The sequence below is a fragment of the Microbispora sp. H10830 genome, assembly GCF_014161375.1.
In the GTDB taxonomy this organism is placed as follows: domain Bacteria; phylum Actinomycetota; class Actinomycetes; order Streptosporangiales; family Streptosporangiaceae; genus Microbispora; species Microbispora catharanthi.
The window spans coordinates 331,540-345,743 of record NZ_JABBWX010000002.1 but is presented as its reverse complement, the minus strand read 5'-3'; the positions used below and the strand labels follow the sequence as shown (position 1 = coordinate 345,743).

The window sequence follows — 14,204 nt, the reverse complement described above, 5'->3', positions numbered from 1 at the left end:
GGTCAATTGCCGCATGCGACAGTGTGCCTCACAGGAGCACGCAAGGCATGCGCCGGTGGAGATCAGCCGCGGTACGGCGATGGCCGGAGAAACCGATCTCAGGGACGAAACATGATCAACGGGTGGGCGGCCGAGGCCGTCGCGCGCCTGGACCGCGAGCGCGAAGACGCGGGCACCACGCCGCTTCGCGAGTTTCCGCTGCCCGAGGCGTGGGGCGTGCGGCTGCGGCTGAAGGACGAGTCGGCGCAGCCCACTGGCGGTCTCAAGCACAGGCTCGCACGCGCCCTGTTCGCCCAGGCCATCACCTCCGGGCGGATCACCGAGGGGACGACCGTGGTCGACGCCACCGGCGGTCCCATGGCCGTCGCCGAGGCCTATTTCGCCCGGCTGCTCGGCCTGCCGTACATCGCGGTGATGCCGAAGAAGTCCTCCGGGGCCGGTGTCGAGCGGCTCGGCGGGACGTGCCGGTACGTCGATCCCCCGCTCGCCGTTTACGAGCAGGCCGCCCGCCTGTCCGAAGAGATCGGCGGTCACCACCTCGACCACTACCGCTCCGCGGCCCAGGTCGACTGGCGTGGCGCGAGCCTCGCCGACGAGCTGTTCGGGCAGGTCGGCGACTGTCCCCGATGGATCGTGGTCGGGGCGGGCACCGGAGCGACGTCCGCCGCGATCGGCCGGCTCCTGCGGGCCCACGGCCTGCGGGGAAGGCTGGCCGTGGCCGATCCGGAGAACTCCGCCTACTTCCCCGGCTGGGCCACCGGCGCCCCCGACTACGCCACGGGCATGCCGAGCCGCATCGAGGGCGTCGGCCGGCCGCGGATGGAGCCCGCCTTCGACTCGGCGGTCGTCGACCTGGTCGTCCCCGTGCCCGACGCCGCGAGCGTGGCCGCCGCCCGGCGCGTACGGCAGGTGACCGGGCTCGCGGTCGGCGCCGCCACGGGGACGAACCTGTGGGCCGCCCTCGAACTGATCACCCGGATGCGCGACCGGGGCGAGCGCGGCGAGGTGGTCGGCGTGATCGGCGACGCCGGCGAGCGCCATCTCGCGACCTGCCACGACGACGCCTGGGCGGCGGCCAGGGGCCTCGACTGGCGGCCGTACGCCGAGCGCCTGCGCGACCTGCTCGGCGAGCCCTGACGCCGCGTTCCGCACTCGCCCGCCCACTCGAACTCGGGCGGCCCGGCGGCCGATGACGCCGCACCGGACCGTGCGGCGCCCCCGCGCCCGCACGATCCTGAGTGCCGCCCCGTCCGGCCGGCGGTGAACATGGCTCAGCGGTGGACCAGGAAGTCGCGCGCGGCGCGCCGGCCGCCGATCCGCTCCCTGAGCGGCGGCCCCCACGTGAGCTGCGCGAGCCTCACGGCGAGCACTCCGAGAACGGCCACCTCCGCGGTCAGCAGCAGCCGTTCCACCAGGCCGATCATGACGCCGTGGCCGGGCAGCGCGACGTACGTGATGGCCGCCAGGCCGAGACCGGAGGCGAGCGTCAGCCACTCCAGCGGCCGGGCGGTGGCCTTCCACCGCTCGTCCTGTCCCAGGCGGCCCACCAACTGGATGGCGGCGGCGGGCACGCTCACGAAGGCCGCCGCCGACAGGACACCGTGCAGCTCCCCCTGCCACACCGTGCCCGACGGGACCACGGCCGCGCCGATGAGCGAGACGCTCCAGAGGCCGATCAGGCGGGCGGGCCAGCCGTGCACCGGCGCGTCGAGCGCGCGCATCCCGGCCAGCAGCGCGAGCGAGGCCAGGCCGAGGACGGCCATGGCCGTCTCGATGGCGCCGCCCCCGTCGCGGGCGGCGTACTGGCTGATCGTCATGGAGACGGGGTCCAGGGAGGAATCCCCGCTCACCTGCGCCGCCACCACGGTGACGACCGCGAGCAGGATGCCGCCACCGGCGAGCAGGGGATAGAACCTCTTGACCATATGGTGAGGATCCCGCGTACAGCCCGTTCCTAACATCCGGGACAACGCGTAGATCCCCCCGAGAAGGGGTCAGGGTCGTCTCAGGGTGGGGCCCAGACTTTCCGGGCGCGGTCCTTCGGGGACGCGGCCCGCGGGCCCCACCCGGGACGTCACTCCTGCGCGGCCTCGTGGTAGCGCTCGCGCAGGCCGGGGGTGGGATCGGCCTCGTAGCGCTCGGCGGCGCCCGTGTCCCACAGCGGCGGTTCCGGCTCCCCCGACAGCAGCCAGGCGGCCTGCTTGGCCGCGCCGTCCGCGACGTACTCCCCGGGGGTGGGCACGAGCACCGGGCGCCCGAAGACGGTCGGCGCGATGCGGCGCACCGCCTCCGAGCGCGCGCCGCCGCCGATGAGCAGCACCCGCTGCGGCTCCACCCCGAGGGCGTCCAGCGCGTCGGCGAGGCCGCAGAGCATGCCCTCGACCGCGGCCCTGGCCAGGTGCTCGGGCGTGGACGTGGCCAGCCTGAGGCCGTGCAGCGACCCCGTGGCGTCGGGACGGTTCGGGGTGCGCTCCCCCTCCAGGTAGGGCACGAGCACCAGCCCGTCCGCACCCGCGGGCGCCCGCAGGGCGAGGTCGCTCAGCCCCTGGGGGCTCACCCCGAGCATCCGGGCGGCGGCGTCCAGCACCCGTGCCGCGTTGAGCGTGGCGACCAGCGGCAGGTAGCGGCCGGTGGCGTCGGCGAACCCGGCGACCCCTCCGGACGGGTCGGCGGACGGCGCGTCGGAGACGGCGAACGCCGTACCCGAGGTGCCGATGGACACCACCACGTCACCGGGCCGCATGCCGACGCCGAGCGACGCCGCCATGTTGTCGCCGGTGCCGGGGGCGAGCAGCGCACCGCCCTGCTCGGCCGTCCCCGCCTGCTCGGCCGGGCCGAGGACGCGGGGCAGGTCCGGCACCCGGCCCATGGCCAGTTCGAGCAGGTCCGTCCGGTAGTCACCGGTGGCGGGCGACCAGTAACCGGTGCCGGAGGCGTCGCCCCGGTCGGTCGTGATCACGTCGGGCCGGCCGGCGAGCCGCCAGGTGAGCCAGTCGTGCGGCAGGCACACCGAGCGCGTACGGCGGGCGTTGTCCGGCTCGTTGCGGGCGAGCCAGCGGAGCTTGGTCACCGTGAAGGAGGCCACCGGGACGCTGCCGACGGCCTCGGCCCACGCCTTCGGGCCGCCCAGCTCGGCGACCAGGTCGGCCGCCGCCCCGGCCGAGCGGGTGTCGTTCCACAGCAGGGCGGGCCGGACCACCTCGCCGTCCTCGTCGAGGCAGACCATGCCGTGCTGCTGGGCCCCCACGCTCACCGCCGCGACGTCCGCCAGCCCTCCGGCCTGCTCGATCGCGCTCTGCAGCGCGGTCCACCAGTGCTCGGGATGGACTTCGGTGCCGTCGGGGTGGGAGGCGCGGCCCTCACGCACGAGGGCCCCGCTCTCCGCCTCCCGGATGACGACCTTGCAGCTCTGGGTCGACGAGTCGACCCCCGCGACCAGCGTCACAGTCGTCCCTTCGCTCTCGTCGTACCGGTCAGCCGCGCACGCCGAGGAGGTGCTCCAGCGCGAGCTGGTTGAGCCGGGTGAAGTGGAAGCCGCGGGCGGCCACCTCGTCCACGTCGATCGACTCGGCCAGGACGTCGTCGTAGGTCTCGCCCTCGGCCAGGGTCGGCTGGGCCAGCTCGGTGAGCTTGCTGGCGGCCAGCGCCTCCTGCACCTCGGGGTCGGCGCGGAAGGCCTTCGACTTCTCCTTGAAGATGAGGTACGTCCGCATGTTGGCGGCCGCCGACTCCCAGACGTCGTCCTTGTCCTCGGTGCGCAGCGGCTTGTAGTCGAAGTGGCGCGGGCCGTCGTAGCCGCCGTTCTCCAGCAGGTCGACGAGGAAGAACGCGCTCTTCACGTCGCCGTGGCCGAAGACGAGGTCCTGGTCGTACTTCGGCCCGTGCTGGCCGTTGAGGTCGAGGTGGAACAGCTTGCCGTGCCACAGCGCCTGGGCGATGCCGTGGACGAAGTTCATCCCGGCCATCTGCTCGTGGCCGACCTCGGGGTTGAGGCCCACCATCTCCGGGTGCTCCAGCGAGTTGATGAAGGCCAGAGCGTGGCCGATCGTCGGCAGCAGGATGTCGCCGCGCGGCTCGTTCGGCTTGGGCTCGACGGCGAAGCGGATGTCGTAGCCCTTGTCGATCACGTACTGGCACAGGAGGTCGAAGCCCTCCTTGTAGCGGTCGAGCGCGACCCGCACGTCCTTGGCGGCGTCGGACTCGGCGCCCTCACGGCCGCCCCAGCACACGTACGTCGTGGCCCCGAGCTCGGCGGCGAGGTCGATGTTGCGGATGACCTTGCGCAGGGCGTACCGCCGGACGTCGCGGTCGTTGCTGGTGAAACCGCCGTCCTTGAAGATCGGGTGGGTGAACAGGTTGGTCGTGGCCATCGGCACCTTCATGCCGGTCTCGCTGAGCGCCTTCTTGAAGCTCTCGATGGCCTTGGTGCGGTCCTGCTCCACCGCGAGGAGGTCGTCGTCGTGGAAGGTCACACCGTACGCGCCGAGCTCAGCCAGGCGGTGAACGCTCTCGACCGGGTCCAGCGGGGCCCGGGTGGCGTCGCCGAACGGGTCGCGCGCCTGCCAGCCGACGGTCCACAGCCCGAACGTGAAGCGGTCCTCGGGAGTGGGGGTGTACATGAATCGCCTCCGAATTAGTCTACGTTGTGGACTAAATATCCGACGTGATGAGGCGCAGGGTCAAGAGGGCGTGTCCGTATTCTCAACGCCCGGCAGTGGAGGATGTGATGACGCAGCCCGTACGGCGTGACGCGGCTGGCGCGTGGAGGTGCGGATGACGCGGGCCGTTCGGCGTGAGGCGGGACTCGCGTGGAGGGTGCGATGACGCAGGCCCTGCGGCATGACGCGATGCGCGCGCGGAACCTGGCGCTCGTCCTCGGCGCGGTCGGCGCCCGGGGATCGGTGACCCGGGCCGCCCTCGCCGAGATGACCGGCCTGACCAAGACGACCGTGTCCAAGCTCGTCGGCGACCTCATCGAGGGCGGGCTCGTGGTGGAGACCGGCGCGGTCCGGGACGGCGAGCGCGGCAGGCCGGGGGTCGAGATCCGGATCAGCGGGCAGCGCGTCGCCGCCCTCGGGCTGGAGATCAACGTCGACTACCTCGCGGTGTGCGTGGTCGACCTCGCCCGGACGGTGCGGCTGCGCCGTACACAGGCTGTGGACAATCGGGCCGCGCCTCCTGTGGATGTGATCGCGCGAATTGGGGATTTGGCCTCCACGGTTGTGGACGAAGCTGTGGAGAAGGGCTTGCGGGTGGTCGGCGGCGTGCTGGCCGTGCCCGGCCCTGTGGACATGACCAGCGGGGTCGTCCACAACGCGCCGAACCTCGGCTGGCGCGACGTGCCACTGGCGTCGCTTCTGCGGTTCCCCTTCCCCGTACGCGTGGAGAACGAGGCCAACCTGGCCGCGCTCGGCGAGCTGTGGTTCGGGTCGGGGCTGCCCGACTTCCTGCACGTGTCGGGAGAGATCGGCATCGGTGCGGGCCTCGTGGTCCGCGGCCGGCTCTTCCGGGGCGCGCGCGGCTTCGCCGGGGAGCTCGGGCACGTCGTCGTCTCCCCCGCAGGACCGCCGTGCCGCTGCGGCGGGCGGGGCTGCCTCGAACAGTACGCCGGTCAGGAGGCCCTCCTGACCGCCGCCCGCGCCGCCACCTCGGTCCGCGCCGCCACCTCGGTCAGGGCCGCCACCTCGGTCCGCCCCGCCGCCGATACGCCCTCGGCCGGAGCGTCCAGGAACGTGCCAGCCGGGATTCCGCACGAGGGCGCGGCCGAATCGGCCGGAGCGGCACACGAGAGGCCGGCCGAAGCGGCCGGAGCCGCGCGCGAAACGCCCCCGCCCGAGATGCTCCTGCCCGCGCAGCAGGGCGTGTCGTGGGTGCTGTCCCGGCTCCGGGAGGGCGACGAGAACGCGCGCGCCGCCTGTGAGCGGGCGGCCTGGGCGCTCGGCGTGGCCCTGTCGTCGGCGGTCAACCTCGTCGATCCCGACGCGATCGTCCTCGGCGGGATCTACGCACCGCTCTTCCCCTGGATCGGCCACATGGTCGCCGACACTCTGAAGGCCCGCCTCGGTCAGATGCGCGGCGCCGTGCCGCCCGTGGTCGTGTCACGGCTCGGCGCCGAGGCGGCCGCCCTGGGCGCGGCCGGCCAGGTGATCGAGCAGGTCATGGCCGACCCCGCCGCCCTCCTGAACACCTGACGCGACGCGAGCGCCCCGGCCGGGCGCCAAGAACTTGTAAGGACCTGCGCCGATCTTGTCCAGCTCAGGTCACGGCCCTGCTCCGGCGGGGTATGAGGCCGCCGTTCCACAGAACCGGGCGGGCGACGCTCACCGTCGGTCGTCCAGCAGGAAGGCGCACACCGATATGTCCCGCTACTGGACGCGGCCCCCCATCGACACCGTAGTCCTCGCGGCCCGGCGGCTGGCCCTGGCCGCGCTCGTGATCCCGGCGACGGGGATCTGCGCCGCACAGCCGGCGACGGCGCGTGTCACCCCGCCGCCCGTGCGAGAGGGGCTCGCGGCCTTCCGTGTCCACGGGCACGGCGGAAGCGGAGGTCAGGTGATCAAAGGAGGGCGAGCGAGCGGCAGCCAGAGCAGGTCCGGCGCGGGCAGGTTCAACCAGAGCCTCAACGGGGCCGTCTCCCCCACCTTCGTCATGGGACAGTCGCAGCAACCGATCACCAAGACCCGCTCGCTCGACCTGCAGGCCGCCTTCTGCGGATCACAGCCCATCACCTGCGCCATGGGACAGAACATGCCTATCCACTGGAGGAACTGACACTTCCGCCGTCCGCGCCCCACCGTTTCGCCGGGGACCCGCTCCGGTTCCACCGCGTGCGTCCCGGGAAGCTGGGACGCTCAGGCGCTCAGCGGCTCACAGGCCGGAGGGGTCGCGGCCGAGGCTGATCTCCTCGGCGATGCGCCGCAGTTCGTCGGCGGCCAGCCGGGGCGTGCCGGGCAGACCGGCGGTCAGCGCCGAGATCACCTGGTGGTAGGGCGCGCCGCCATGACGGACCGCGACCTCGTGCACCGCCCGGAACAGGACCAGATTGTCCTCGTGCTCTCGCGTCGCCCTGTCCACGATCATGACGTCCCCCTATGCCGGCCTCGTCGCCGGCGCCCCTCGCCGGACCGCCCACTTCCGGCGCCGTGCGATGCGCCGGTGGGCGGCTGCGCCACCCCTGGCGGCTGCCCGGTGGCCACGGTACGACCTGCCACCGACAGTTTCCGGGAAACCACCGAGGTACGATTACTTGAGAGTTCAAGTTTTCAGGAGGGCGCCATGCCGGTCCAGCGACTCAACCACGCCGTGCTGTACGTGCGGGACGTCTCCCGCAGTGTGGCCTTCTACCAGGAGGCCCTCGGGTTCCGCGTCGTGCAGGCGTTCCCCGGGGCGGCGTTCCTGCAGGCCGAGGGCTCCTCGAACGACCACGACCTCGGGCTGTTCCAGATCGGGGCGCAGGCGGGGCCGTCGTCCGCCGGGCGCGCGACGGTCGGCCTCTACCACCTCGCCTGGGAGGTCGACACGCTTGCCGAGCTGCACCGGATCGCGACCAGGCTGACGGAGATGAACGCACTGATCGGCGCGTCCGACCACTCCACCACCAAGGCCCTCTACGCGAAGGATCCTGACGGGCTTGAGTTCGAGGTCTCCTGGCTGGTGCCCGCCGACCTGCTCACCGACGAGATCCTCGACGGGCGCGCCCAGATCAAGCCGCTCGACCTCGCCAAGGAACTGGAGCGGTACGGCGCGCAGACGCGCGGCGGGGTCGGCGTCAGCGTCTGATCCGGCGCTCGTGGGCGGCCTCTTCCTGCGGCCGCCCAACGCGGCCGGTCTTATCCGTTGACCAACCTGTTCGTGCCACTTATCGCAAACATCCTTCATACGACGCCCGGCGGCCTTACCATGATCATGATCATGATCTGAACCGGTGCAGCGAGGGACAGGACGGGCCATGGCCGACAACGACCAGCACGCGGGCGACGCCCCGGCCGAGCACGACCGGGAGAACACCAGGATCGACACGAGCAAGCCGAGCATCGCCCGTGTCTACGACTTCTTCCTCGGCGGCAAGGACAACTTCGCCATCGACCGGCAGGTGGGCGAGGCGACGCTGCGGATCGCGCCGGACGCCCCCGCGGCGGGCCGGGCGAACCGCGCCTTCCTCCGGCGCGTCGTCCGCCACCTGGCGGCCGAGGCGGGCATCCGGCAGTTCCTCGACATCGGCTCGGGCCTGCCCACGCAGGGCAACGTGCACGAGGTGGCCCAGGAGGTCACCCCGGGGGCTCGCGTCGTCTACGTCGACAACGACCCCATCGTGCTCGTGCACGGCCGGGCGCTGCTCGCCACCAACGGGAGCACCACGGTCGTCGAGGCCGACATCCGCGACCCGGAGTCGATCCTGACGCACCCCGGGATCCGCGCGCTCATCGACTTCGACCAGCCGGTGGCCCTGCTGCTGTTCGCGATCCTGCATCACGTCAACGACCACGAGGACCCCCAGGGGATCGCCGCACGCTTCCGCGACGCCCTGCCCTCCGGCAGCTATCTGGCGCTGTCCCACTTCCACAACCCCGGGCCGGGCATGCCCGAGGTGTCGGCGCAGGCGACCTCGGCCGAGAAGCTGTTCAACGAGAACCTCGGCACGGGCCGGTGGCGCTCCCGCGACGAGATCCTGACCTTCTTCGGCGACATGCAGCTCCTCGAACCCGGCCTGGTGCCGCTCGCCGAATGGCGGCCGGAGCCCGACGCGTTCGTCGAGCGCGGCATCACCTACCACACCTTCGTCGGCGGCGTGGCGCGCAAACCCTGAAACGCTCTTCTTGCGATAAACGTGAGTTGCGTCACTGCGCAACCGTACGGCCGGGAGCGCGTCGTCGCAGGCAGCGGGTCATGCGACGACGGAGCGGCGATCGGCCGTACGGCCACCCGGACGGCCGTTCGGTTGACATCGGTGAGCAGCGACGGTGATGCTCGGAGGTGGCTGCCCCTCTACAGGAAGGCGGCACCGACATGATGACCGTCAATGGGTCGTTCGAATCGGCTCTGAACAAAAAGACCTTGCTCTACCTCGACAAGCAACTGGTCGTACGCGCCTCGGAGAACGGCTCCGTACGACTGATCGGGCAGATCGACCTCACCAACGGCGACGCCATCGCCGACACCCTGCACAGGGAGTGGACGAGGCCGGGGACAGGATCCGTGGACGTCGCCGAGCTCCAGTTCATCGACCTCTACGGCCTGCGCGCCCTGGCCCTGCTGTCCGACATCCCCCTGGGCCGGCCGATCCGGCTGCACAACGTCAAGCCCGGCCTGCACAAGCTGCTCACCCTGCTCGACTGGCCCGCCTTCACCATCGGGTGACCTCGCGGCCCGGCGCGGACCCCCCACCGCGCCGATCGCGGGCGGCGCCTTTCTCGCACCCCCGCGTCTCTCGCACCCCTCTGCGTCTCTCGCACTCCGGCGTTTCTCGCATTCCCGCGTTTCTCGTGCTCCGGATGGAGGAAAGGTATCCGAGGACGGTCGTACGACCGTTATGACCAGCGCCTGAGCCTTCGTACGGGTTCAGGCGAAATCCATCCGTGAGTTCCCCCCGACTCTCGCGAGGAGGGGTGATGAGTTGTTTCCGGGCACTCCGGCAGCCCGCCGCCGAAGGCGGCCATCCGCCGACGTGGCGCAGCCACCGCCGCGCGTTCGCGCCGCGGTGACGAGGCGACCTGGCCCGACCGGCTGATCCGCCGGTGCGGCCGCCCGCTCCGCCCCGGACCCGGCGTCCGGGCTCCCGTCTGCTGGAGAGCCGAATGTTCCTGAATCAGGTGCTCACGACGTCCGCGGCCCTGCTGCGCGGCGTGCTGCCCGAGCCGTTCCGCGAACTGATTCCATGCCCTCACGAGGTGCACGTCTGCCCCGGCGGGCTGCGCATCAACCTGCACGGGATCGGCCGGCCCGGCTCCGAAGCGGCGGCCGACCAGTTGGAGGAGCGGCTGGAGACCGTCCCCGGCGTCGAGCGCGCCGAGGTCAACGGCCGCATCGCCGCCGTCTTCGTCGCCTGCGACCCGGACCTGGTCGACCAGGACAAGCTGCTGGCCGTCGCCACGGAGCTCGACGAGCAGGAGGAGCACGCCCACGAGAGCCCCGTCCGCCTCGTGGAGGAGCACCTTCGGGCGACCGTGCGACTGACGGCCGGCGTCACCGGAATCGGGCTGATCTTCCTGGGCAAGGCGATCCGGGCCCCTCGGCTCCCGGCGGTCGTGCCCGCGTTGCTGCAACTGGCCAACGCCACGCCCGCGATCCGCGAGCAGCTCGACCACCGGCTGGGACGCCGTCCCACCGACGCCCTGTTCACCACCGCCAACCTCGTCACGCAGACCCTCACGCTCCGCCCCACCGCGCTGTTCGTGCAGGCCGCCGCGAACGTGGGCCGCTACATCGAGACCAGGGCCAGCAGGTACGCCTGGGAGGGACTGGAGGAGCGGCTGGCCACGCGTCCGGGGGCCTACCACCACATCAGGGCCGAGGCCCGGCGGCGCCCGACCCACCTGCCGCACGGGCCGATCGAGCGCTACGCCGACGTGGTCGCCCCGATCAGCGCCGCCGCGTACGCCGTGACCCGGGTGCTCACGCGGGGCGAACGGGCCGCGTCCGTCCTCATCTCCGCCACCCCCCGGGTCGCCGACCTCAGCCGGGAGGCGTTCGCGGGCGCGATCAGCCGCGCGCTCGGCAGGCACGACACGGTCGTCTTCGACGCCGGCTGCCTGCGCAAGATGGACCGTGTCGACACCGTCGTCCTGCACGCCGACGCGCTGACGACCGGCTCGTGGACGATCGACCGGGTCGAGCCGCTGCGTGAGGGGGAGGACACCGACGAGCTGTACTCCCGGCTCTACTCCCTCATCGACTTCTCCGACCCCGGCCACACCAGGACCGTGGAGGGCTGGTCGGTCCGCCCGCTGCCGGACCCCGAACCCCTGCTCTCGGACGCCGGCCTCTGGCGCTCACGCGGGCTGCGTGCGGTGGAGGTGTCCAGGGACGGCGCCCGGGTCGCCGTCGCCGGTCTCGCCCCGGAGATCGACGCCCTGGCCGTACCCGTCGTCGGCGCGGCCAAGGCGGCCGGTACGGTCCTGCTCGCGGGCGACGACGAGGGCCTGGCGCAGCGCCTCGCGATCGGCCGGACGCTGCCCGGAGGCCCCGAGCTCGCCGAGCACGTGCACGACCTGCAGGCGGCGGGCCACTGCGTGGTCGTCGTGTCCAGGGGTGCCTGTCACGCGCTCACCCAGGCCGACATCGGCCTCGGGATGGTCGATCCCGCGGCCGCCGAGCCCGGACGCGTGGTGCCGTGGGACGCCGACATCGCCGGCGAGCTGCACGGCGTCCACCTGTTCCTGCGCTGCCTGCCCCGGGCGCGAAGCAACAGCGGGAACGGCGTGAAGCTCGGCGCGGCGGGCGCGTGCGTCGGCACCCTGCTGGCCGTCGCGGGCCCGGCCGGCACCGCCCTGCGCCGGGCGCAGCTCGCCAGCGCCGCCGTGTCGCTGGCCGCCATCGTGCTGGGCGAGTGGGACGGGCAGAACGCCGGCCGCATCCCCACCCCGGCCCGCGCCGACACCACCCCGTGGCACGCCATGTCCGCGCGTGAGGTGCTCTCCCGGCTCCGTTCCTCCTCGGAGGGCATCGCCGAGCTGGAGGCGGGCAGGCGCCGCGCGGAGGCCGCGCCCGAGGAGGCGGAGGGGCCGCACTCGCTGGCCCGGGCCACGCTGGAGGAGCTGGCCAACCCGCTCACGCCCGCCCTCGCGACCGGCGCGGGCATCTCGGCCCTCGTCGGCTCGGCCCTCGACGCCGTGCTGATCAGTGGCGTCATGGTCATCAACGCCTTCCTCGGCGGCGTGCAGCGGTTCAAGGCCGACAGGGCGCTGCACCGCCTGACCGAGTCCACCGAGGTCCTCGTACGGCTGCGCCGCCCCGAGGGCGTCGTCGAGACGACGAAGGACGAGCTCGCGCCCGGCGACGTCATCGAGCTGCGCGCCGGGGACGCCGTGCCCGCGGACGCCCGCGTCATCAAGGCCGTGGGGCTGGAGGTGGACGAGTCCACGCTCACCGGCGAGTCCCAGCTCGTCGCCAAGACGGCCGCGCCGACCGTGGCGGCGGCCATCGCCGACCGCAGCTCGATGGTCTACCAGGGCACCTCGATCGCGGCGGGCAGCGGCCGGGCGGTGGTCGTCGCGACGGGCGACATGACCGAGTCGGGGCGCAGCGCGAGGCTCGCGGGCGAGCCGAGCCCACCGACCGGCGTCGAGCTGCGCCTGCGGGAGCTGAGCAGCCGCATCCTGCCGCTGTCGATCGCCTCGGGTGTCGTGCTGCTCGTCACCGACCTCCTGCGCGGACGGCCGCTGGCCGCGGCGCTCACGCCCGCCGTCAGCCTGACGGTCGCCGCCGTGCCCGAGGGGCTCCCGTTCGTCGCCACCGTGGCGGAGCTGGCCGCCGCGCGGCGGCTGTCCAGGCGCGCCGCCCTGGTGCGCAACCCGTCCACCATCGAGGCGCTGGGCCGGGTCAACGTGCTGTGCTTCGACAAGACGGGCACGCTGACCGAGGGCCGCATCAGCCTGCGGCACCTGTCGGACGGGCGGGCGGGCCGTCCGGTCGAGGAGGCGGACACCGGGCTGCGGCGCGTCCTCGCCGCGGCCGTACGGGCCAGCCCCAAGTCCGGCGGGGGACGGGTGATCGCCCATCCGACCGACCGCGCCGTGCTGGACGGCGCGCACCGGCTCGACGTCACGCCCCAGGAAGGGTTCGAGAGCTGGGAGCGCGTGGACGAGATGCCGTTCGAGCCGGGCCGGGGCTACCACGCCGTGCTCGGCCGCACCGAGCACGGGCACCTGCTCAGCGTGAAGGGCGCCCCCGAGATCGTGCTCACCCACTGCACCACCGTGCACCGCGACACCGGCCCGGTCGCCTGCGACGAGACCGTGCGCATGGAGCTGGAGCGCGAGGTGGAGCGGCTGGCCCGGCAGGGCTACCGCGTGCTCGCCGTCGCGCAGCGGCCCGCCTCCGACCGGCGCGACCTCGACGAGTCGCGCATCGAGGAGCTGTGCTTCCTCGGCTTCCTCGGCCTGGCCGACCCGGTCAGGCCGACGGCCGCGGAGAGCGTCAGGCGCCTCGTGCGGGCCGGGGTGCGGATCGTCATGGTCACCGGCGACCATCCCAGCACCGCCGAGGCGATCGCGGTCGAACTCGACGCGCTGAACGGCCAGCGCGTCATGACCGGCCCCGAGCTGGACGAGCTCGACGACGAGACGCTGACCAAGGTGCTGCCCGACGTGGCGGTCTTCGCCCGCACCACGCCCGCGCACAAGGCCAGGATCGTCACGTGCCTGCGCCGCGCGGGTGAGGTCGTCGCCGTCACCGGCGACGGCGCCAACGACGCGCCCGCCATCCGCACCGCCGACGTCGGGATCGCCCTGGGGTCCCGCGCGACGCCCGCCGCGCGGGCCGCCGCCGACCTCGTCGTCACCGACGACCGCATCGAGACGATCGTGGACGCCATCGTCGAGGGCAGGGCGATGTGGACCTCGGTGCGCGACTCGCTGAGCATCCTTCTCGGCGGCAACATCGGCGAGATCGCGTTCACCGTGGGGACCAATCTGCTGGCCGGCGGGAGCGCGCTCAACGCCCGGCAGCTCCTGCTGGTCAACCTGCTCACCGACATGGTGCCGGCCATGGCGGTCGCCGTACGGCCGCCCGCCTCGACCGATCCGGACAAGCTCCTGGCCGAGGGCCCGGAGGCGTCGCTGGGCGCGTCGCTGACCCGCGACATCTATCTGCGCGCGGCGGTCACGACGGCGGCGGCGACGGCCGCGTGGATCCTGGGCCGCATGACCGGCACCCGCGTGCGCGCGAACACCGTCGGTCTGGTGGCGCTCGTGTCCGCGCAGCTCCTGCAGACGCTCGCGGGCGGCGGCCGGGACAGGATCGTCGTGCTCGCGGCGCTGTCGTCGCTGGCCGTCCTGTGGCTCATCGTCACGGTGCCGGGAGTCAGCGCCGTCTTCGGATGCCGGCCCCTCGGCCCGGCGGGCTGGGTCATCGGGCTGGGCAGCGCGGCCGCCGCCACGCTGGTGGGGATGCTCGTGCAGCGCCCGGTCAGGGAGGCGACGACCCGCGCCGAGGCCGAACGCCGCAGGACCACGGCCCACCTGCCCGTCCCTGCCTGACCGCGCCGA

The 14,204-nt window shown here is 73.0% G+C and carries 11 protein-coding genes; 7 read left to right on the top strand and 4 right to left on the bottom strand.

Annotation, left to right across the window (positions count from 1 at the left end; all coding sequences use genetic code 11):
* The first annotated feature begins 111 nt into the window (after window positions 1-111).
* Window positions 112-1,137, top strand: a complete 1,026-nt coding sequence (locus HHX35_RS06420) for a pyridoxal-phosphate dependent enzyme (RefSeq protein ID WP_182897967.1) — start codon at window positions 112-114, stop codon at window positions 1,135-1,137.
* Between the two features lie 134 nt (window positions 1,138-1,271).
* On the opposite strand, the gene HHX35_RS06415 is transcribed toward HHX35_RS06420, so the two are convergent.
* From HHX35_RS06415 to xylA, 3 genes are all read right to left on the bottom strand, one after another.
* Window positions 1,272-1,925, bottom strand: a complete 654-nt coding sequence (locus HHX35_RS06415) for a DUF998 domain-containing protein (RefSeq protein ID WP_182897966.1) — start codon at window positions 1,923-1,925, stop codon at window positions 1,272-1,274.
* Between the two features lie 149 nt (window positions 1,926-2,074).
* On the bottom strand, window positions 2,075-3,445 hold the full coding sequence (gene xylB / locus HHX35_RS06410) for a xylulokinase (protein ID WP_182897965.1): 1,371 nt from the start codon (window positions 3,443-3,445) through the stop codon (window positions 2,075-2,077).
* 28 nt (window positions 3,446-3,473) lie between these two features.
* Window positions 3,474-4,619 (bottom strand): xylose isomerase, encoded by a 1,146-nt coding sequence (gene xylA, locus HHX35_RS06405; protein ID WP_182897964.1) that lies wholly within the window; start codon window positions 4,617-4,619, stop codon window positions 3,474-3,476.
* A gap of 201 nt (window positions 4,620-4,820) precedes the next feature.
* Here xylA and HHX35_RS43205 point away from each other — a divergent pair, with 201 nt between their 5' ends.
* A complete protein-coding gene (locus HHX35_RS43205) occupies window positions 4,821-6,191 on the top strand; it encodes an ROK family transcriptional regulator (protein ID WP_259404824.1) in 1,371 nt (456 codons plus the stop codon).
* 166 nt (window positions 6,192-6,357) lie between these two features.
* Complete coding sequence (locus HHX35_RS06390) at window positions 6,358-6,771, top strand: hypothetical protein (protein WP_182897963.1); 414 nt, start codon at window positions 6,358-6,360, stop codon at window positions 6,769-6,771.
* A gap of 96 nt (window positions 6,772-6,867) precedes the next feature.
* Here the strand turns inward: HHX35_RS06390 and HHX35_RS06385 are convergent, their stop codons facing one another.
* Window positions 6,868-7,080 carry a hypothetical protein gene (locus HHX35_RS06385; RefSeq protein ID WP_182897962.1) on the bottom strand — a complete coding sequence of 71 codons (213 nt, stop codon included), beginning with the start codon at window positions 7,078-7,080 and terminating at the stop codon, window positions 6,868-6,870.
* A gap of 195 nt (window positions 7,081-7,275) precedes the next feature.
* On the opposite strand from HHX35_RS06385, the gene HHX35_RS06380 reads away from it, so the two are divergent.
* The 4 genes from HHX35_RS06380 to HHX35_RS06365 all read left to right on the top strand — a co-directional run bounded on the left by HHX35_RS06380 (window position 7,276) and on the right by HHX35_RS06365 (window position 14,195).
* Entirely contained in the window at window positions 7,276-7,779 is a 504-nt protein-coding gene (locus HHX35_RS06380) for a VOC family protein (protein WP_182897961.1), read from the top strand.
* Window positions 7,780-7,948: 169 nt separating this feature from the next.
* Window positions 7,949-8,806 carry an SAM-dependent methyltransferase gene (locus tag HHX35_RS06375; protein ID WP_182897960.1) on the top strand — a complete coding sequence of 286 codons (858 nt, stop codon included), beginning with the start codon at window positions 7,949-7,951 and terminating at the stop codon, window positions 8,804-8,806.
* 200 nt (window positions 8,807-9,006) lie between these two features.
* Window positions 9,007-9,357 carry an STAS domain-containing protein gene (locus HHX35_RS06370; protein ID WP_182897959.1) on the top strand — a complete coding sequence of 117 codons (351 nt, stop codon included), beginning with the start codon at window positions 9,007-9,009 and terminating at the stop codon, window positions 9,355-9,357.
* A 437-nt stretch (window positions 9,358-9,794) separates the two neighbouring features.
* Window positions 9,795-14,195, top strand: a complete 4,401-nt coding sequence (locus tag HHX35_RS06365; protein ID WP_182897958.1) for an HAD-IC family P-type ATPase — start codon at window positions 9,795-9,797, stop codon at window positions 14,193-14,195.
* Window positions 14,196-14,204 lie beyond the last annotated feature (9 nt).